The sequence below is a fragment of the Flagellimonas sp. L-11 genome, assembly GCF_056857735.1.
This window is the reverse complement of sequence record NZ_JBSXNR010000019.1, coordinates 1-20,665: the sequence shown is the minus strand read 5'-3', so window position 1 is coordinate 20,665 and position 20,665 is coordinate 1. Positions and strand designations below refer to the sequence as shown.

Here is a 20,665-nt window from a genome sequence, read left to right as displayed (position 1 = left end):
ATCGATATGAATACAAGATCAATAAATATTCTAATGCTTGCCTTAACGCTCAGCATATTCTTTGGATGTAAAGAAAATCCTGCGGCAGGGGAAGATGCTTCCAGTGAAACTGCAACTACTAATACCGAAGAAGGTGAAAATCACGGTGAGGAAGGAGATGAAGAACACGGTGAAGAAGAAGGTGGGATGCGTTCGGTACATCTTTCAGAAATGAAATTCAATAGTCTGGGGATTAAAGTAGATACCTTGCCTAAAAAAGCTTTGTCCGGTATTGTGGAAGCCAATGGCCAGTTAGAAGTGCCGCCACAATATGAAGCTACCGTTACGGCAATTTTAGGCGGTAATATAACTTCTATAAAGGTTATTGAGGGGGATAAGGTAAATAAAGGTCAGGTGTTGGCTTATCTTTCTCACCCAAATTTAACCAGAATGCAGTCTGATTATATTAATGCATATAGTAGGATGCAATTTTTGGAAAAGGAATTTGAAAGACAGAAACGTTTATATGAAGCAGAGGTAGGATCTGGAAAATCTTTTCAACAAACCCAATCAGATTACCAGTCTGTACAAGGTGAAGTGCGGGGGTACGAATCGCAATTGCGCCAGTTAAACCTAAATGCTTCCCAGGTTAGAGACGGTGAATTATATGAATATATTCCGGTAGTAAGCCCAATTGGAGGTTATATTGAAAAAGTACTGGTACAGGTAGGACAATATGTAGACCCTCAGACCAGTATGTTTATGGTAGTTGATAATGAACATGTTCATGCCGATCTAATGGTTTTTGAAAAAGATATTTATAAGGTGAAAGAAGGCCAAAAGATTGCGTTTACACTGGAATCGGTTCCAGGCAGTAATTTAACCGGGGAAATTTATTCAGTGGGGAAACAATTTGAACAAAACCCTAAAGCGGTACATGTGCATGCAGAAATCGATAATAAAGAAGATTTTCTAATTCCGGGGATGTATATAAACGGAAAAATCAGGACCGGTGAAGAAGCTGTTCCTGCCTTACCGGAAGAAGCAATAATTGAAGAAGAAGGAAATCCCTACATCTTTACGGCCCAAAAACACCAGGAAGATGGTGAAACCGAATGGGAATTGAAACCAGTGCAGGTTAGAACGGGAATAAATGAAGATGGTTGGGTTGAAATTAAACTGCTGGAGCCTCTGCCTGAAGGTACGTTGGTTGCCTATAATAATGCCTATTATCTGGTTTCTGAAATGCAGAAAAGCCAGACTTCCCATGGTCATTAAATTAAAAAAATTAGATGGATGGACTCTCTGTTAAATGTTTGTCTTAATTAAAATTCCAGAGGGTTCATCCTTAATACTAAAATTAATATTACAGCAATGAAAGAAATAAAAGCATTTATAAAACCGAAACGAGTTCAAAATGTAATTGAAGCTCTTAGTGAAAGCGGATTTAAAAGTATGACCCTTTCCCAGGGAGAAGGAACGGGGGCTTTTAAAGCAAAAGGCGCATCACCTTCTTTAGATTTCCGTGTAACAGACAGTCCGGTGGTAAAGTTAGAACTGGTATGTCAAAACGAAGAAGCACAATCAGCAATAGATATTATCCTTGAGAATGCAAAAACAACTGAACCCGGTGACGGAATAATTTATCTTTCCGATATTGAAGATGCCTTCCAGATAAAAACCGGGGAATCCATAAAGCGTTACGATCCCTAAATACTTTTATAGCAAATGGAAAAAATAGTAAAAAAGTTGGAAAGCAAAGGCATCCGCCCTACGGCAATGCGCCTGATGACCTATAGACGGCTGGCACAACTGAATGTGGCCGTTAGCTTAGGCGACCTTGGAAAGGATTTCGAAAGCTCGGAAAGGAGTACGCTTTTCCGTACTATGAAGACATTTGAAGAAAAAGGAATTGTGCATCAAATTGAGGATGGCACCGGCATCATTAAATATGCCCTGTGCGAAGACAATTGTGAATGCGAGGTGGGTAACGACCTTCACTTACATTTTCATTGCAATAGTTGCGGGGAAACCGTGTGCCTTACAGAACATAAAATCCCTCAGATAAACCTGCCCGAAGGTTACGTGGCAGAGGATATCAATCTGGTGGCTAAGGGAGTCTGTGAGAAATGTAGCAATGACTTGGATTAAGTTTTTTTAAAAAAAAATTGGAACAATGATGAAAATTTATAAAAAAGAAAGCAAGGTATATATGGTAGCTCAAAATAGATTGGATGCTACCGATTATGACAATTTGATATCTCAATTAAAAAACCATATACAGGCAAACCATAAAGTGTACTGGTATATTGAAATGGAAAATTTTGAAGGGTGGAGCGCAAGTGCGTATTGGAAGGGCATTGAACTGAAACTTCCGAATGAAGAACGCGTTAAAAAGGTTGCATTGGTGGGAAATACAAAATGGAAGGAACAGTTTACGGAAGTTTTGATTCCCTTTACAAGGGCACATATTAAATTCTTTAGCCCTGAAGAAAAAGATTTGGCCAAGGAATGGATGGAGAAAGAAAATCATTAAAAAAGTTAAATAAATTTAAACAGAAAGATTATGATGGACAACTGGAATTTTGGGGGAATGCACTGGATATGGTGGGGGCTTTGGATAATCCTCATCTTTTGGATATTCTTAATTCCTTATCCCACCCCGGGACAAAATAGACGGAAGGATAAGGCTATGGAAGCCCTGAGAGAACGATACGCCCGGGGCGAGATAAGCGATGAGGAATTTGAACAAAAGAAGAAAGTCCTTCAGGATAAGAAGAAGTAGTTATAAGGCACAGGCATCGAAAGCGATGGCACCTATGGCTTATAAAAGAAGGTAAAAATGAAAAAACGCAAAGTATTTGTTTTTATATTCATTGGATTAGCCCTTGGCTTATTTATAATACAGCCCCTGGTTATTTCACTCCACATGTATGACATGCAGGGAGGTAATGGCGAATGGTGGAAATCTCTGCTTGCTTCATATCAGCAGGAAGTTAGTTCATGGGATTTGGATCAAGCCATCATCAAATTGCTATTTGGACTGCTGGGCATTGCCTTGTCGCTTATGTTTATGGTCAGGCAAAGAATATTTCAATTGACCGGAAGAAGAGATAAGCTGGAGGAGATCAGGGAGCTGATTGCGGCAGGAGAAAACCAGCAAGTAGAATTTAAATCTACCTTGAGATGGGATTTGAGGCAGTTTAAACCGAATAAGGCTTTGGAGGACGTAATAGCAAAAACAATTGCCGGGTTTATGAACACCCAAGAAGGGCATTTAATTATCGGAATTGATGATGAAGGTAGTATTCTGGGGCTGGAACAGGATTGCGGTACTTTAAAAAAACCTGGCAAGGACGGGTTTGAGCAATATATAATGCAATTGGTGTCCCTCAAGTTCGGCACTCATTTTTGCCCTTTGGTTAAAGTGGCCTTTTACCAATTCGAAGAAAAGGATATCTGTTATGTAAGGGTTCACAAAGCACAAAAACCTGTGTATTTGAATTTGATTGACCGTTCGCATTTCTTTATCAGAACCGGGAATGGTACCCGTGAGTTGGATATGCCTGAGGCTCTGGAGTATTTGGAGATACACTTAAATTAATATAAACCCTATAAAATTGAAAAAATGATATAGGTATTGGACATAGAAAAAGAAAACTTGATTGCTGCTAAAATCAATGGTAGAATCACGAAGAAGGATATAAAAAATCCATCCGCTAATCCACAATATCATCGAAAAAAGTCATAAAATTTGTAGGCGAAAAAAATAGCAGGAATGGGTCGTTAAAGCTACTCATTTCTTTACCGGTTCAGAAGTCAAATATTTTGACCTTCAGGATAAGGAACAAGCAAAAAACTGGATACAAATAACTAAGGATATGAAAAAACTAAAAATCAAAATTCCCGTAATCCTTCCACAGGTACCTAATGAAAAAGACGCTTGTGTGGAAAGGCTAATTAAGGAACTGGAAGCCGAAAATGGCCTTGAAAAAGTCCACATAGCGGATGATCAGGAAGATACGGTGCCACAATTGTGCTTTCATTACGATCCGGATATAATTTCTATTGACCGCATTCAATCATTGGCAGAAAGAACCGGGGCTGAAATTACCGAGAAATATGGACATCTTCTTATAGAGGTTGAGGGGATTAGGCATACCCGGCATGCAAGAACTATAGAAAAGAGTCTGCTAAATACCAATGGTGTTTTGGAAGCTTCCGCCAATGCGGGAGGAATGATCCGTTTAGAATATGATAAGCGTGAGACCAGTTTTGATGAAATAAGTGCAAAGTTAGAAAAAGAAAACATAAAAGTTAATAAAAGCTCCTCTGCTGAAAATAAAGGCTTTAAATCTGCCGAAAAGAATCCTCAAAATTTAAATAAAGAAAAGGTAAAGGATAAAGAAGAACAAAAGCATAAAGATACCGATGTCCAGAATCATAAAGAAGCGGATAGCCACGGGGCCGGGGAAGAAAATTCCCACGCCCACGGAGGTATTTTTGGGAAAAACACCGAACTTATTTTTGCTATTATTTGCGGTGTTCTTTTGGGTATTGGTTTTGGTTTGTCCTACGTAACATCAATACCGGAATGGGTCAGCTTATCCCTATACATAGGTGCCTACTTTTTTGGAGGTTACTTTACAGCGAAAGAAGCCATACAGGCCGTTGCCAAGGGTGGTTTTGAAATTGACTTTCTAATGTTGGTAGCCGCTATCGGCGCTGCTATTTTAGGAGAATGGGCCGAGGGTGCCTTATTGTTATTTCTCTTCAGCCTGGGGCATGCCCTGGAGCATTATGCAATGAACAAAGCACGAAAATCTATCGCCGCATTGGCTGAACTGGCGCCAAAAACAGCTTTGGTTAAGAAAAATGGTAAAACGGAAGAAGTTGGTATCGAAAAACTCAATATTGGGGATATCATTGTGGTGAAACCAAATAGTAAAATATCAGCTGATGGAGTAGTGGTAGATGGGCAGAGTAGTGTTAACCAGGCTCCAATAACTGGGGAGAGTGTACCGGTAGATAAAGTTCCCGTAGAAGATGTTGAGAAGGATTACTCAGAGGTAGATGATATTAAAGATGAAAACCGCGTTTTTGCAGGAACGATCAATGGGAACAATACTTTGGAAATTAAAGTGATCAAAGCAGCCAAAGATTCAACGCTTTCCCGATTGGTGAAACTGGTTAACGAAGCCCAGACCCAAAAATCACCTACCCAGTTGCTCACCGATAAATTCGAAAAATATTTTGTACCATCCGTCCTTATTTTGGTCGGGATTCTTTTGTTCGCTTTTTTAGTTATTGACGAACCCTTTAGCGCGAGCTTTTACCGGGCAATGGCGGTACTGGTAGCTGCAAGTCCCTGTGCGTTGGCAATCTCGACCCCAAGTGCTGTATTAAGTGGAGTGGCCAGAGCTGCCCGTGGCGGGGTATTAATTAAAGGAGGGCGCCCTCTGGAGGACCTGGGGGTTATTACCGCCCTAGCCTTTGATAAAACCGGAACTCTAACGGAAGGAAAGCCAAAACTTACCCAAGTGGTGCCACTTGGAAAAATTTCTGAAAACGAACTTCTCAAAATAGCAGTAGCCGTGGAAGGTCTTAGTGATCACCCCCTGGCCAAAGCTGTAGTTCGTGATGGAAAAGAGCGTCTGGAAGGCGAGGAAATCCCAAATGCCTCTAATTTGGAGGCAGTTCTGGGTAAAGGGATTAAAGCATCATTTGGCAATGATAAAATCTATATAGGTAACCTCGACCTGTACGAAGGGCTTGATGAGAGTACACCTTCCGAAAAAATAGCTACGAAAGTGCGTGGTCTTGAAGGTGGTGGAAATACAACAATGCTTATACGAAAAAATGAAGAATATATAGGCATCATTGCATTAATGGATACCCCTCGTGAAGCCGCCAAGGGAACCCTTAAAAAATTAAAAGAAATCGGCATTAAACGAATGATCATGCTTACCGGTGATAACCAGAAGGTAGCAGACGCTGTAGCAGAAGAAATAGGATTGACCGATGCCTGGGGGAGCCTATTGCCGGAAGAAAAAGTGGATGCTATAAAAGAATTAAAAGAAAAGGAATCCAAGGTGGCAATGGTGGGCGATGGCGTTAATGATGCCCCTGCCATGGCAAACAGCACTGTAGGAATAGCTATGGGTGCTGCTGGAAGTGATGTGGCCCTGGAAACGGCGGATATTGCGCTAATGGCCGACAAGTTGGAAACCCTGCCCTTTGCCATAGGCTTAAGCAGGAAGGCAAAGGCGATTATCAGACAGAACCTTTGGGTAAGCCTTGGTATTGTTGCCCTACTTATACCTTCAACCATATTCGGCTTGGCAAATATTGGAATGGCGGTTGTAATCCATGAAGGTTCCACACTACTGGTGGTTTTTAATGCGTTAAGGCTTTTGGCTTATAAAAAAGAATAGAAAATCCGGACTTAGACTGTTTTTCGAAAGAATATAAAATGACAAAAACGGAAAAAAAATTATCGTCCAAAGGGATACGTTCCACTGAAATGAGGTTGAAAATTTACAAATACCTCAAAAGGAAAACTTATGCGGTAAGTTTAAATGAAATGCAAAAAGTCTTTATCCATAAAAATATCAAAACAGCCAATAAGACCACTTTCTATAGGACGATAAAGCTCTTTGAGAAAAAAAGCATGGTGCACCAAATTGACGATGGAACTGCTTTTGCAAAATATGCGCTTTCTGATGAAAACACCAATGTTAAACACAGTACAGATTTACATATGCACTTTCATTGTATCGATTGTAAGAAAACAATCTGTCTGCCAAATAAAATATCGGAAGAGAGCTTGCCGGACGATTATGAAGTGAACGATGTGAACCTGGTATTAAAAGGGATATGTAAAAATTGTAGCAAAAAATAATAGGTGGGAGTACCTTAAGCCTGAATCCCAGCCCCCAATGGTCAAGCTTAAGGTTTTTTCCACCGTAACTACCTTAAAAAAAATATGAATATGGAAAAATTTGATGTAACTATTATAGGGTCTGGCCCGGGCGGGTATGTAAGTGCCATCCGTTGCGCCCAATTGGGATTAAAAGTAGCCATTATTGAAAGGTACAGCACGCTTGGCGGCACCTGCCTTAACGTGGGCTGTATCCCGTCAAAAGCCTGGCTTGAAGCCTCTGAGCATTATTACAAACTCAAACATCAATTCGAAAATTTTGGGATTGATGTAAAAGAAGCCAATGTCGATATCAAAAAAATGAACCAAAGGGTTCAGGATGTGGTACAGGAAATCATCAATGGCGTTGGGTATCTGATGAAAAAGAACAAAGTTACCGTCTATGAAGGCCACGGCACCATCAAGGACAAAAACACGATTGAGATTAAGGCCGAAGCTAAAACGGAAACTATAGAAACCGATAAAATTATCATTGCCACAGGGTCCAAACCCGCTTCCTTGCCCAATATTAAAATCGATAAAAAAAGGATAATCTCTTCCACCCAAGCCCTTGCCCTACAGGAAATTCCCGACCATTTATTGGTCGTTGGTGGAGGCGTTATCGGGGTTGAGATAGGTTCTGTTTTCGCCCGCCTGGGCTCTAAGGTGTCTATTGTGGAATATTTTGATAGCCTCATCGCCACTATGGATGGCGCACTGGGACATCAATTGCATCGTTCCCTAAGAAAACAGGGAATTGAGTTTTATTTGGAACATAAAGTGACCAATGCAACAGCAACGGACAACAAAGTTGAATTGAAAGCGGAAAACCTGTCCGATAAAAAAGAAATGAATTTAGAAGGCGACTATTGCCTTATGGCCATTGGCCGGAAACCGTACACCGCCAATTTAGGCCTTGAAAACATTGGCGTGGAAACCAATGAGAAAGGACAGGTAACGGTAAATGAGAACCTTGAAACCAATGTCAAGGGTGTATATGCCATTGGGGATGTAATCCGAGGGGCAATGCTTGCCCATAAAGCCAGTGAAGAGGGCGTTTTTGTAGCCGAAAGGATAGCAGATCAAAAGCCACATATCAATTATTCGCTTATTCCTAATATTGTTTATACCCAGCCCGAAGTGGCCGGGGTAGGCTTAACCGAAGAAGAATTGAAAGAAGCAGGAAGAAGTATTAAAACAGGCTCTTTTCCTTTTAAGGCCAACGCAAGGGCGAAAATAAGTATGGACACCGACGGCTTCATAAAAGTAATCGCAGATAAAGAAACTGATGAGATATTGGGAGTGCATATGATAGGGCCACGCATTGCAGACAGCTATACCGAAGCGGTGGTAGCGATGGAATTTCGGGCAGCTGCCGAAGACATTGCAAGAATGTCACACGGGCACCCCACATTTTCCGAGACCTTTAAGGAAGCTTGTCTGGCCGCTACAGAAGACAGGGCATTGCATATTTAATATTTACAATAACCGGCACAATAAAGAATAAAAGAGATGAAGAAGCTTCAGCGATTGACCAAGGAAATTAACGAATTGACATTGAGAATTGAGCAGGAATACCCCGAACTATACCAATATCTTGATGAAAACCCTATTACAATCCCTGATTGCGAAACACCCGAGATTTCCGTTAACTCGTTCGTGGACTATTTAGATAGCCTGAAGTCACTCTTGGAAAGATATATAGAATCGCATAAATAAATGAAGTACAGATGGACGAATTTAAAATAAGATTCAACAAGCTCTTGGTCAATAAATTTGGAATACATCCGAATCAAATAAGACCGGAAGCGAATTTTACGAAAGACCTTGGTGCGGATATGTTGGATATGGTCGAATTGATGCTAGAGTTTGAAAACGAGTTCAATATAGCCATTCCAGATAATGAGGCAGAAAAATTAAACACCATTGGCCAAGCCGAGACATACATTAGGGATATGATTAAAAATACGGATTCGTAACAAAAAATTAAAAAATTAGCGCTTCCAATAAAGCAAAAAGAATCATTAAATAAAATTATCTAGTAACAAATAATAATGAAAAAAAGCACTTTTATAATAACTAAAATGGACTGCCCTTCAGAAGAGCAGATGATTCGAATGAAGTTGGAGTCTTATGCTCAAGTAAAACACTTGGATTTTGATATTCCCAATAGAAAATTAGAAATATATCACGTGGACGGTGTTAAAGCAATACAAACGTCTATAGCCAGCTTAAAACTTGGGGATTCCTTTGAGGGAACCACAGAAGCCGAAACACCCGTAATGGAAGACCAATCCAAACAAAAAAGAATCCTTTGGTGGGTCTTGGGCATCAACTTTGGATTTTTCGTTATCGAAATGACCACAGGTTGGATTTCCTCTTCTATGGGACTTGTGGCGGATTCCTTGGATATGCTGGCAGATTCCATCGTATATGCGTTGAGCCTATTCGCAGTAGGTGGTGCCATTTCAAGAAAAAAGAAGGTGGCAAAATTCAGCGGATACTTTCAGATGGCATTGGCAACACTTGGGTTTGCAGAGGTCTTGCGAAGGTTTTTCAGCGATACAGAAACACCTTTGTTCCAATGGATGATCATTGTTTCAATTTTTGCCCTACTGGGGAATCTTATTTCGCTTTGGTTGATAAACAAGGCTAAAAGTAAGGAGGCGCATATGCAGGCCAGTGCCATTTTTACGTCCAATGATATTATTGTAAACGGTGGGGTTATAGTGGCAGGGGTACTGGTCTATTTTCTGAATAGCAAATGGCCCGATTTGGTGATTGGCGGCATCGTCTTCACGTTTGTAATGCGGGGCGCCATAAGAATTTTAAAATTATCTAAATAATGCAAATATATGTTGCACAAGACGTTGGGAAACAATAGGAAATTATGAATAAAAGTAGTGTAGCATTATTGATTTTACTGTTGTTGGCAATAGACCAGACCATAAAGATTTATGTGAAGACCCATTTTTATTATGGCGAGGAGTACTACGTATTTGGCCTGGATTGGTTTCGCTTGCATTTTTTGGAAAATCCCGGAATGGCCTGGGGCTTTAAGTTTGGGGAGGGATATCTGGCCAAGCTTGTTTTGATCCTATTTCGGCTGGCCGCCATTGTTTGGGGGACTTTTTATATCAAAAAGATGATACGTGAAGGATATGCAAAGGTTTTTGTAATCTGTGCAGCATTTATATACGCAGGTGCATTGGGTAATTTGATTGACGGTGCATTTTACGGACTGATCTTTGAAAAAAGTGATCCCGCACTTCGCAACATTGCAGAAATATTCCCCTCGGGCGGTGGTTATGCCGGATTCTTAAATGGTAATGTAGTCGATATGTGGTTCTTTCCAATTATAGATACAAGGCTTCCGGAATGGCTGCCATTATGGGGAGGCAATGAATTTACTTTTTTCGACCCTGTATTTAATACCGCAGATGTTTGGATTAGCACGGGAGTGATTTTGCTCCTGATCTTTCAAAACAAACAACGAAAGGTCCAGAAAAGATCGAATATGAAAAAGTTGAAATATACCGATGGTAACAGAACAATAATAAACAACAATTATTAATGGACGTCTGGTTATGGATATTAGTATTGGGGGTAGCAGCTTGGGCGGCACACTGGGGTGCGGACCAACTCTTGACGCCAATGGGGCCTGACCGCTTCAGCAGGTGCAGCATTCCTTGCCATTGTAACCGCTAGCCCCGAGGTAGCTGTAAACGTTACCAGTGCAGCCCGGGGCGTATCCGATATTGGTCTAGGTAATCTATTGGGCTCAAATATCATTTCCATTCCGTTAATGGTTACCATAGCGTATTTCGCTTCACGGAAACGATTCAAGAACAATGAGAAACATCAAAAACACCTCGATAAAAATATTCTTGTGCTGAATAAACGATCTATTTCTGTCCTTTCCCTGCCTTATCTGGGGATTATCGCCCTTGTCGCCCTTTTGACTTTGCCCAAAGCCTGGCGAGGACTTCAGCCTGTGGATGGGTGGATTATGCTCGCTGCCTACGCAGTTTTCTTGGCCCACGCCATCATAAAAGGCCGGAAAAAGGGCAAAAATGTAGAATGGGACAAAAAACAGATTTGGTTATCTGTTGCAGGAGCCTTGGCGATAGCGGTAGGAGCTTTTTTTATTGTAAAGGCCACTGAAAATATTGTTTCGACCCTGAATATTTCTGAAATCGTTGGCGGATTGTTCATCACGGGTATAATGACCACCGCGCCTGAAATATTCAAGACCTGGAGCGTGGTGAAAGGAGGCGAAGTAACGGCAGGCACCACCAGTGTTATCGCAGATAATGCGGTTACGATGACGGTAGCCTTTTTCCCATTGGCACTGGTAACCACCCCTATCGAAGATTTTCAGTTGTTCTGGGTGAACCTTGCCTTCGTTGGGCTGATGCCGCTTTTGTATTCCCTTTTTGTCCATCAAAGCAAGGAACTTCACGGTTTTAGCAGATGGCAGATATTCGTTTTCGATGCAGCCTATATCGTCTATCTATTAATAATGGTATTTTTTGTTCTAAAACTATTTTAAAATAAAACATATATGAAAAAGAAAAAACTAAATTTAAGAGACCTCAACGATACATCAATTGAAAATAAGGTTTCAGCACAACTGAGTATTAAGGAATATATCCCTTCCATCTTCAGTTTTGTATTGCTTATAGTAGGTATTGCGGTTGATTATTTTGACGCCTTCCCATTTTTTAAAAGTTGGGTGCGAATCGTTTGGTATGCGGTAGCCTACATCCCCGTTGGTTTTCCTGTTATAAAAGAGGGATGGGAAAGTATCAAGGACGGTGATTTCTTTACCGAATTTTTCCTAATGTCCATCGCAACCCTGGGGGCGTTCGCCATTGGGGAATACCCTGAAGGCGTTGCGGTAATGCTTTTCTATGCCGTAGGTGAGCTCTTCCAAAACGCAGCTGTAAAACGAGCAAAGGGTAATATAAAGGCGCTGCTTGATGTACGCCCTAATGAGGCCGTGGTGTATCGAAACGGCGATTATGTTTCCGTCAATCCCGAGACCGTGGAAATTGGAGAAAAAATACAAGTGCGCGTAGGCGAAAAGATTCCTTTAGATGGCAAATTACTATCCGAAAAAGCATCGGTCAATACCGCAGCGATTACGGGGGAAAGCAAACCCGACACCATTGCCAAAGGAGACAAGGTTTTTGCCGGGAGCATCAATCTAGAAGGTGTTATAGAAGTGGAAACCACCAAAGAATTCAAGGACAGTTCCATTGCCCGTATTCTCGATATGGTACAAAATGCTACCGCAAGAAAATCAAAGACGGAACTGTTTATAAGGAAATTTGCACGCATCTATACTCCTATCGTAGTTTTTTTAGCGGTATGCTTAACGTTTTTACCTTATTTTTTTGTGGACGATTACGTGTTTCAGGATTGGTTATACCGAGCCTTGATTTTTCTGGTAATTTCTTGTCCCTGTGCATTGGTCATTTCCATTCCCCTAGGTTATTTCGGTGGATTGGGTGCCGCATCCCGTAACGGTATACTTTTCAAGGGCGCATCTTTTTTGGATGCAATGACCCAAGTGAATACGATAGTAATGGACAAAACCGGAACCGTTACCCACGGGGTCTTTAAAATAAAGGAAATTAAACCCATAACATTAGAAAAGGCAACGTTTATGAAGTACCTGATGGCGATGGAAGAACAATCCACACATCCCATTGCGAAGGCGATATTGGAATATAAAGCGGACGGTTCGGATTATGAGGCGACCGATGTTTCGGAAGTAGCCGGAAAGGGCTTGAAAGGGATGGTCAACGGAAAAACAGTACTTGTAGGTAACAAAGCTTTGATGACCTCAAACGGTATTGAAGTTCCATCAGAAACGGACGCTATTGTTGAATCCATTGTAATGGTAGCCATTGATGGAAAATTTGCAGGTTATGTAACCATAGCCGATGAACTGAAGGAAGATGCGCACGAAGCCATTGAACAAATACGTCAAGCAGGAATTCGACAACTTATAATGCTTTCGGGCGACAAGGATTCAATTACACAGCAAGTGGCAAACGAAATGGGAATCGATTGGGCAAAAGGAGGGCTTTTACCGGAAGATAAATTGAATGAAGTGGAAACTTTAAAAAAACGCCCGGACAGCAAGATTGCCTTTATTGGCGATGGCATTAACGATGCCCCGGTTTTGGCAATAAGTGATGTAGGCATTGCAATGGGTGGTTTGGGCAGCGATGTGGCCATTGAAACGGCGGATGTCATTATCCAGACCGACCAACCCTCTAAAATAGCAAGGGCAATAAAAATAGGCCGGTCTACAAGACGCATTGTCTGGCAGAATATTGGTTTGGCTTTCGGTGTAAAAATCATTGTTATGATTTTGGGCGCAATGGGGATGGCTACAATGTGGGAAGCAGTTTTTGCAGATGTTGGAGTAGCCTTCCTTGCCATACTCAATGCCATTCGACTACAGAAAATGAAATGGGACTAATTTAAAATTGGAAGAAGCATATAAAGAATAAAATGTCTCAAAATCGTAGAAATAGAAGGCAAAGAAAAAGGAATGAAAAATCCCTAAAAAGTACTATGACAACAAAAGACAGATTGTACGGCATCCTAGCACTTGTCGGAATCTTTTCTATAGTACTTATAATTTATTTTTTCGATGCCATTTTCTACTTTTTTTACCTGCTTTTTTCGGATTGATACTATTCAAAGGATTTTTAATTTATCTAATACTGTGGGGAGTTGAAAATATAGTGTTTAACTAGTTCATTTATATAGATGACATCGCCTTCCTCTTAATAATTGAAATTTTTTAAGGTTCAGGGATTGTCCCTATTGCCAGTTGAAAAGTGTCTTGATTACTCGAAATCAAATTATGTCATTAAACAGAAGAATAAGAAGAAGGGAGAAAAGGTCTAAGAGTAAAATAACCAAAAGAGACAAGTTATGGGCAATTATGGCCCTAATTGGAATTTTTATCGCAGCCCTTCTCTTGTTTCATTTCTTTATAAAAGATTTGGTATATGGATAAAATCTGAAAATTGGTGCCTTGGTCAGATAGTAATGAATTAATCGGCGAATAAGTTTTAATGATACGGTTTTTGGAATATTATAGATGATTCATTCCATCCTTTTTCTCAATATAGATGCAGAAAAGCTCAATGATATTTAGGTTAACGAAGAAAGTGAGGTCTTTTTTCCTTACTATTCAAATATAGACCTCGCTTCCTCAAAAATCCTCTCAAAATTAGCCTCCAAATCAGCGTTAGAAAATTCTTTGGTATTCTCCGGAAGCTCCCTTTTGATTTTTTCCAATTTAAATTGCACCTTCTTATCCTTCCCATCTGCATAAGTGATAAATTCGCCCTGCTTCAACCGAAAAAACACGTCAGCCCTTATCTTTGGAATCTCTTTTTCTCCAGTAGTTACCCTAGTGTCAAAATCCAAATTATGCCCACGACTTATACTTTTGGTAGGATCCTTAATAATTTCAAAAAACCGTTCGTAATATTTTGCGGTGTCTGGGTCATTGACTTTACCGAAAAATTGGTAGGATAGATTGCTTAAAATCGCTTTGCTTGCCTTGTCCCCATACATCATATCATTTTGTATTTTGTCCTGCATCACATAAATCGTAGAAATATTATAGCTTCGAAGTGTCGCAGGAATACGATGCATATTCAATAAACGAATGGTTGGTGCTTCTTCCATCATCAAAAAAGAAGGCTTTGCATTGCGTACACTCATTTGTTTTGTAATGGTATGGATGATGGTGGCAATCACAGGAGAATACGAAGTTTCAAATTTGGGATTGTTCACGACCGAAATTACAGTTGGATTTTCAGGACTATTTATATTGAGTGGCACTTCGTCCGCAGACAACGCCATAAAAATGCGGTGTGTACTAATTCGTTTAAAAGCATTGGCCAAGGTGCTTTTTACTCCTGCGGTCTGTCTTTCAGAATCTTTTCCACTTATATAAGCATCTGCCATTGCCCTCGATGTCGTATTGGTTTCCAAAAACTGGATAAGGCTGTTTGTGTCCAGATATTGATAAATGGCGATTAAATGTGGAAGGGTACAGAATTGTGGATAGGTAGTTTTTAATTTCCAAATCAATCCACCAATCAAGCCTTCCGCAGCATCATTGAAAAATTTGGTCGTTCCAGTTGTTCCAGATTCCCGTTGTTCCAAAAGGTTTTCAATCAATACCCTTGAAACTTCGTTTACGCTTTCCTCGTTCTCTAAATAGCGTGGTGCAATAGGATTTACCCTATGTATGATTTTATCAAAGGAAATGACCTTAAACGGGATATTACCATCTTTAAAAAGGGGATAAGCCATTTCAGTAAGCTCAAAATCCTTGTAGTCGTGGATAATTCCGCAAAACCCTTCTTTTTCGAAGTGTTTCAAAAAACCATAGACTACACTTTCGGTCTTTCCACTTCCCGCAGAACCGATTATAGATGCACCACGTTTGATGTTATCCAGTTTGAAGTTTCCTTTTGTAGTGGCAAAGTTGACCTGATATTTGGCATTTCCACTTTTAGGCTCGTCCGTTTTATGCAAGAATACATACATTCCTATATTAATTAATTGAGTTATACATATAAGAGCCGTATATTAGCCCTTGTAAACATTGATTATGGATAAATTTAAAGGTAAAAATATCCTAGACTTTATGAAAGTCTTTCCGGATGATGGGTCATGTAGGGAATATTTGGCTAACTTGAAATGGCACGATGGATTTACTTGTCCAAAATGCGGTCATACTAAAGGATGCTTAAAAAAAGACCATAAGTATCATTGCTATGGTTGTGGAAAGGTAGAATCTTCAACGGCCGGAACACTTTTTCATAAGGTCAAGTTCGGGTTACGAAAAGCCTTTTGTATCGTTTTTGAGATGAGTACAACTAGCAAAAGCCTCTCCAGTATCCAAATGGGCGAACGTTATGGTATCCGCCAGGGCACAGCCTGGTATTTTATGCACAAAGTACGCTCGGCAATGGAAAGCAGCAAAAAACATCCTTTGAAAGGTTTGGTTCATGTCGATGAATTTATCATTGGCGGACAAGAAGAAAATGCTCCTGGCAGAAGCTACAACACCCGTAAAACCAAGGTTATAATAGCGGTGGAGCTTAATGAAGAACGCAAAGTTAAACGTGCCTACGCCAAGGTAATTGACGATTATTCCGCCAAGTCATTTACCCCATTGTTCGAACAGCATATATCTGAAGAAGCAAAGGTGGTTACCGACAAATGGCGAGGTTACAGCCCATTAAAGAAAAAGTATAATATCGAGCAGGTACCTAGTAATAAAGGAAAAAATTTCAAGGAACTTCATATTATAATCCACAAGATAAAGTCTTGGTTGAGGACAGTTCATGCGCCTATTTCAAAACAACATGTCAGAAGGTACCTGGATGAATATTCATACAGGTTGAATCGATCACAGTCAAAACAAACCATTTTTCACAATAATATAAAGAGAATGATACAAGGAAAACCACGGCTACATTCCCAAATTATTAATGGTAGCTAAATGTATAGCTCAATTAATTAATATCAGAGGACAAACAAAATAAAGTGCTATTTGCACCAATGGTAATTGTTCATTTAAATAATACACAAAAGCGCCAATCAATAGAAAATTGACGACAAATGCATATCTGCTAACCCGAAATATTCCATAGAAAAGAACACTGGCTACACCAATAATAAAAAGTACTGTTACGAGATTGTCCATTTGTATAATTTTAAGTTAGATTCCGATGGAACTTGATTTGATGGCCACTTCCGCACCACGTCGTAGCTTGTTAAATATTTTCATTACCAATTGTGCCTGCGTGACCGGAATACTCGGCATTATTGGAATATTACTTTCACGCATTAATTTGAACGCAATCGCTTTTTCGTTGGTTGGTAGTTTCATCAACGATGCAAAATAGATTTTCGGATTCTTGATGAAATCCTTTCTTGCCTTATAGGTTTCAGCGAAGTTCCTTTGATAGCCAAAAGTCTTATCAAAAGTCTTTTCTGCTTTCTCAAAAAACCCATCTCTATCAAATCCCCGTTTTACCGTTTTACCATTTAATTCAACGTCGGAAGCTTTATATTTACTTCCAGGTGACAAACTGAATCGGTTTGATGCATCCTTGCGGCTAACGATAATATGTAAATGGCTTTGGTCTCCTGCTTTTGGCATTCCTTGTACTATTCGTTTTCCGTTCTGTTGGTGCGGTGCTTCTCTTTCTAGTTTCCCGATTTCTTTTTCCAATTTTTTCACATTTCCTTCTGCTCGTCCATCTAGCACATTTCGGACTTCAGTTTTTAATTGAAGTATTTTTGTGGCAAAAGGCTGGTTTTCCTGCACCTGTTTATCTGTTCCTTTAAAGGTTCTTTGGTGTTCAATTTTTGCATAGTATTTTATATCATCGATATTGACGGGTCGCCCATTTATTTCACGGTTGAATGAAGCCACATAATCCTTCATAATCTCCCGGGTATATTTTTGCAAATCTTTATTATGGTTTTGCAACCGTTTCAGTTCGTATTGTGAAGGGCTTACGATAATAGAATAAAACCGTGGCTCGTGCTTTTCAAGTTTTGCGGTATTGCTATCAATTTCCCTGACCACTTCCTCTGCTGAAATCTCGTCGCCATATTGGTTAAAAAAATGCTCCATATCCTGTTGTTCCAATCCTTGGTTTTCCTTCTCCAGATAGCCAACAAAATCAGCCGAACTTTTAGAATAATTACCTCCTATTTTTTGAGGTGAGATTGTAATATACATAGCTCAAAAATTTACAGTTGGTTACTTGGATTTTGTTTTTCACGGAAGCGTACTTCCTTTTTTTCTTCGGCATATTTCTTTTCTAAAATCAGCGGTTTTTTGTTTGGCTGTTCTGTCTCAAAAAGGGATTGAATCATTGCGACCGTGGGTTTGGTTTGTGTCTTTTCAACATCACGCATTATAGCGATGACTGCATTGATTCTTTTTAATAGTTTGGCTTCGATGGTTCGCCCTGTCGGACCCAATTTTTCCTTTGGCGATATCTCGTTATAGAAGAAAAAATCAAGGATATTTTCCATTGCTTCGGTATGGGTCTTGAAGTGTGTCTTTGAAAATTCCTGAAAACGTTTGGCAGTTTTCCTTTTGAACCTGATGGTGATGAATGAATCCATTTTCTTTCGCTTTTTTTGTGTATTTGACGTAAATCCATCCCTGTTTACAGGTTGTTCAAGGGCATTTGACGCAAATCGAAGAAATATATATAATCCATTAATTTTCAAGTTGTTGAAAATCAATTGGTTATAAGCTAAAAGGGATATGTAACGCGGCTCTGCCCGTTACCCTCTTGCTATTCCTTTTCGTCACGCCAAAGCGTGACAAAAATTTCATACAATCTGGCTAAAAAGCCAATTGCCCTTTTAGGAATTCGGAAATTCCAATATGTAAAATATAGATGGATACAGCTACCAGCGAAAGTTAAGAATAGGGTAGCTATATAAATTATGTGTGCTGAATTTCAGCGAAATAAAGATACGGTTTTTTTATTGAACTGGAATTACTTGAAAAGAAAAAACACCTCCAAAATTTAGAGGTGCTTGATTATTAAGTTTAGAAAATTAGATGTTGAATATGAACTTATAGGAATATAAATTTCGTAATGCTTCTTCCTCTATCATCGTTTCAAAACAGGTGTAATTTTCCCTTACGTATTTGCGAATATCATCGCCAAATTTTCGTTCCACGTCTTTTTTAGAATCCTCTAAAAGTCGGTTTTGAGCCTCCTCGCTCAAGTCTGTAAAATTGAGATAAACCATAGCCTGAATTTTTAATATTCGCTTGGTAACATCAGCGTATCATTTACAAAAAATAACCGCAATTCATCGAGCGGAAAATCGGTTGCCCGATAGCCGTGTTTTTCCAAAATATTGTCGTTGCCATCTGTATAAATAATTTCAGCTTCATATCCTGTAAAATTTTGTTTTTCCTCGGGCAATCTTTTAAAGTCTATGGTTATAAATTCGCTTCGGTTCATCAGACTTTTTGCAATTACGGAAGTGTCCGTAATGAGCCAAAAACATTCTGCTACTTCTGACAAATATTTCAATCCGTCCGTAAAACGTGTTCTTAGTAAGGGGATTTGATAGAACATTTCTGTTCCCGTAAAATATTGCAATCGCTCTTTTATTTCGTTAACTTGTGCTTTCATTGTGCATATATTTAATGTGTGAATAATGAAAAAGAGGGCGCAACTTTCGAGAGGAACGCCCTCTTTATTTTGAAGATTACTTATCGCTTTTACTTCCAAGTAGAAGGATTTCATCGGCTACGACTTCCGTTACATAGCGTTGGTTGCCATCATCGGTCGTGTAGGTTCGGGTCTTTAGTTTCCCTGTGATTCCTACTTCTTTGCCCTTTTCGACATATTTCTCAACAATTTCAGCGGTCTTTCCCCAGGCCACTACGGTATGCCAATTGGTGTCCGTTTGCTTTTCGCCTTTGCTGTCCTTGTAATACTCGTTAGTAGCGAGTGAAAAGCGGGCTACTTTCTTACCGCTTTCAAGGTTCGTAATGGTTGGCTCTTGACCAACGTTTCCAATTAACTGTACGTGATTTCTAATAGTACTCATAACTAAATATTTAAGTGATTTATATTTCCCCTATTGATTTAAAACAGATTAAATTTTAAGGGGTGTTTGTTCTTTTCTTCTGTGCACAGCACAATGGATAGAGTGGGTTTTGTCAAGACTTTTAGGGAACAAATCAGGTGTGTTTGCGACGTAGCAAACCTGCCTTTTTCGGCGGGTTTCAAGGAAGTAGAAGCCTTATTTTTCATTAAAACTTGTACAGTCTTGACAAGTTCCATAAGGGCATTAGCAATTCTTTTAAACGCAGTTGCGTTTGAGCGTACCGGTACTTAAGCGAGATAAGTAGCTGTGGTTAAATTAGAATTGGTTATGTCGTGCCTGTTTTTCGACGCCCCGAAAAACAACAAAGGCTTTATCCATTATAAACCCCTTAAAATGTGTAAGGCAGCGGTTCGGTTTTTAAGAATTTTCGAGTGAAGGCTCAAGAAGACTTCGCCGCAAATTCTGTTAAGAAAACTGAGGCGATGACTTTCCGCTCAAGAAGGCGGACTTAATTCACGATTTTGGCTCGGGAATGAAGTGTTCCTTCCCAGCATCGCGGGAAGGGTTAACGAAATGGAAAGCTGAAATTGTGGATGATGTCCAAGACCTTTTTAGAGAAGCTCTTTTCCCGTAATGTAGCTTTTCGCGGAATGTAGGGGAATGTGCTGAACGGATTATGAAAACGAATTATCCTATTTAGTAGAGTTTAAAGCGGTCTTAATTTCAAAGATGTAGATTGACGTTTTCCGCTTTTGGGGGATTTAGCGTTATGGAAATCGGAAACTTTGAAATTGTGTCCAAGACCTTGTGTAATGAAGCGCTTTTTCCGGAATGTAGCTTTTCGCGAAGTGTAGGGGAATGGGCTTAATAATTTAAAAAAATAAATTATTCTTTCTAACTCACTTTTTAACTAATTAAAGAATGATAGCCCATCACTTGATAAATTTTTAAGACCTTTGTTAATTAAATGATAATTGGATATTCCGACCCAAAGTTTACCACTGTTCCGACCCAATGTTTACCACCGATTCCGAAGCAATGTTTACCACTGATTCCTGAGTATAGTTTACCAGAATAATCAGGGCAAAAATTTACAATTTTTCTGATTGATTAGGG

At 39.7% G+C, this 20,665-nt stretch carries 21 protein-coding genes and 1 pseudogene; 16 read left to right on the top strand and 6 right to left on the bottom strand.

Annotated features, from left to right (window positions below; all coding sequences use genetic code 11):
* The first annotated feature begins 6 nt into the window (after positions 1 to 6).
* The 15 genes from AC13CC_RS01170 (at position 7) to AC13CC_RS01100 (ending at position 13,394) form a co-directional block, all read left to right on the top strand.
* Positions 7 to 1,257, top strand: a complete 1,251-nt coding sequence (locus AC13CC_RS01170; protein ID WP_190324899.1) for an efflux RND transporter periplasmic adaptor subunit — start codon at positions 7 to 9, stop codon at positions 1,255 to 1,257.
* A 96-nt stretch (positions 1,258 to 1,353) separates the two neighbouring features.
* The gene (locus AC13CC_RS01165) at positions 1,354 to 1,692 is read left to right on the top strand and encodes a P-II family nitrogen regulator (RefSeq protein WP_009778856.1); all 339 of its coding nucleotides are present in this window, start codon (positions 1,354 to 1,356) and stop codon (positions 1,690 to 1,692) included.
* 15 nt (positions 1,693 to 1,707) lie between these two features.
* The gene (locus AC13CC_RS01160) at positions 1,708 to 2,130 is read left to right on the top strand and encodes a Fur family transcriptional regulator (RefSeq protein WP_008613756.1); all 423 of its coding nucleotides are present in this window, start codon (positions 1,708 to 1,710) and stop codon (positions 2,128 to 2,130) included.
* 25 nt (positions 2,131 to 2,155) lie between these two features.
* On the top strand, positions 2,156 to 2,515 hold the full coding sequence (locus tag AC13CC_RS01155) for a SpoIIAA family protein (protein WP_482875771.1): 360 nt from the start codon (positions 2,156 to 2,158) through the stop codon (positions 2,513 to 2,515).
* A 30-nt stretch (positions 2,516 to 2,545) separates the two neighbouring features.
* On the top strand, positions 2,546 to 2,764 hold the full coding sequence (locus tag AC13CC_RS01150; protein ID WP_008615618.1) for an SHOCT domain-containing protein: 219 nt from the start codon (positions 2,546 to 2,548) through the stop codon (positions 2,762 to 2,764).
* A 57-nt stretch (positions 2,765 to 2,821) separates the two neighbouring features.
* Positions 2,822 to 3,583 (top strand): AlbA family DNA-binding domain-containing protein, encoded by a 762-nt coding sequence (locus AC13CC_RS01145; protein ID WP_482875770.1) that lies wholly within the window; start codon positions 2,822 to 2,824, stop codon positions 3,581 to 3,583.
* A 277-nt stretch (positions 3,584 to 3,860) separates the two neighbouring features.
* Positions 3,861 to 6,413 carry a heavy metal translocating P-type ATPase gene (locus tag AC13CC_RS01140; protein ID WP_482875769.1) on the top strand — a complete coding sequence of 851 codons (2,553 nt, stop codon included), beginning with the start codon at positions 3,861 to 3,863 and terminating at the stop codon, positions 6,411 to 6,413.
* A gap of 38 nt (positions 6,414 to 6,451) precedes the next feature.
* Positions 6,452 to 6,880: a Fur family transcriptional regulator gene (locus tag AC13CC_RS01135; protein ID WP_008615614.1), complete on the top strand. Its 429-nt coding sequence runs from the start codon at positions 6,452 to 6,454 to the stop codon at positions 6,878 to 6,880.
* A 90-nt stretch (positions 6,881 to 6,970) separates the two neighbouring features.
* A complete protein-coding gene (gene lpdA, locus AC13CC_RS01130; RefSeq protein ID WP_482875768.1) occupies positions 6,971 to 8,374 on the top strand; it encodes a dihydrolipoyl dehydrogenase in 1,404 nt (467 codons plus the stop codon).
* Positions 8,375 to 8,410: 36 nt separating this feature from the next.
* Entirely contained in the window at positions 8,411 to 8,617 is a 207-nt protein-coding gene (locus tag AC13CC_RS01125) for a hypothetical protein (RefSeq protein ID WP_008610953.1), read from the top strand.
* Positions 8,618 to 8,628: 11 nt separating this feature from the next.
* Positions 8,629 to 8,877 (top strand): acyl carrier protein, encoded by a 249-nt coding sequence (gene acpP / locus AC13CC_RS01120; RefSeq protein WP_008610952.1) that lies wholly within the window; start codon positions 8,629 to 8,631, stop codon positions 8,875 to 8,877.
* 75 nt (positions 8,878 to 8,952) lie between these two features.
* Positions 8,953 to 9,744, top strand: coding sequence for a cation efflux transmembrane domain-containing protein (locus tag AC13CC_RS01115; RefSeq protein WP_008610951.1), 792 nt, complete (start codon positions 8,953 to 8,955; stop codon positions 9,742 to 9,744).
* A gap of 44 nt (positions 9,745 to 9,788) precedes the next feature.
* Positions 9,789 to 10,472, top strand: a complete 684-nt coding sequence (locus AC13CC_RS01110) for a lipoprotein signal peptidase (RefSeq protein ID WP_008610950.1) — start codon at positions 9,789 to 9,791, stop codon at positions 10,470 to 10,472.
* An 87-nt stretch (positions 10,473 to 10,559) separates the two neighbouring features.
* On the top strand, positions 10,560 to 11,450 hold the full coding sequence (locus AC13CC_RS01105; RefSeq protein ID WP_482875786.1) for a sodium:calcium antiporter: 891 nt from the start codon (positions 10,560 to 10,562) through the stop codon (positions 11,448 to 11,450).
* Between the two features lie 12 nt (positions 11,451 to 11,462).
* The gene (locus AC13CC_RS01100; RefSeq protein WP_008610948.1) at positions 11,463 to 13,394 is read left to right on the top strand and encodes a heavy metal translocating P-type ATPase; all 1,932 of its coding nucleotides are present in this window, start codon (positions 11,463 to 11,465) and stop codon (positions 13,392 to 13,394) included.
* A 719-nt stretch (positions 13,395 to 14,113) separates the two neighbouring features.
* Here AC13CC_RS01100 and AC13CC_RS01095 read toward each other — a convergent pair.
* Positions 14,114 to 15,517, bottom strand: a pseudogene (locus tag AC13CC_RS01095) (type IV secretory system conjugative DNA transfer family protein); the annotation flags it as partial.
* A 37-nt stretch (positions 15,518 to 15,554) separates the two neighbouring features.
* On the opposite strand from AC13CC_RS01095, the gene AC13CC_RS01090 reads away from it, so the two are divergent.
* Entirely contained in the window at positions 15,555 to 16,451 is an 897-nt protein-coding gene (locus AC13CC_RS01090; protein ID WP_057481168.1) for an IS1595 family transposase, read from the top strand.
* A 219-nt stretch (positions 16,452 to 16,670) separates the two neighbouring features.
* Here the strand turns inward: AC13CC_RS01090 and mobB are convergent, their stop codons facing one another.
* From mobB to AC13CC_RS01065, 5 genes are all read right to left on the bottom strand, one after another.
* On the bottom strand, positions 16,671 to 17,702 hold the full coding sequence (gene mobB, locus AC13CC_RS01085; protein WP_128759353.1) for a MobB family relaxase: 1,032 nt from the start codon (positions 17,700 to 17,702) through the stop codon (positions 16,671 to 16,673).
* Between the two features lie 11 nt (positions 17,703 to 17,713).
* Positions 17,714 to 18,094: a BfmA/BtgA family mobilization protein gene (locus AC13CC_RS01080; RefSeq protein ID WP_008610923.1), complete on the bottom strand. Its 381-nt coding sequence runs from the start codon at positions 18,092 to 18,094 to the stop codon at positions 17,714 to 17,716.
* 444 nt (positions 18,095 to 18,538) lie between these two features.
* Positions 18,539 to 18,736: a hypothetical protein gene (locus AC13CC_RS01075; RefSeq protein ID WP_073101100.1), complete on the bottom strand. Its 198-nt coding sequence runs from the start codon at positions 18,734 to 18,736 to the stop codon at positions 18,539 to 18,541.
* 11 nt (positions 18,737 to 18,747) lie between these two features.
* On the bottom strand, positions 18,748 to 19,128 hold the full coding sequence (locus AC13CC_RS01070) for a DUF6876 family protein (protein WP_008610919.1): 381 nt from the start codon (positions 19,126 to 19,128) through the stop codon (positions 18,748 to 18,750).
* A 76-nt stretch (positions 19,129 to 19,204) separates the two neighbouring features.
* A complete protein-coding gene (locus tag AC13CC_RS01065; protein ID WP_008610918.1) occupies positions 19,205 to 19,549 on the bottom strand; it encodes a single-stranded DNA-binding protein in 345 nt (114 codons plus the stop codon).
* Between the last annotated feature and the right edge of the window lie 1,116 nt (positions 19,550 to 20,665).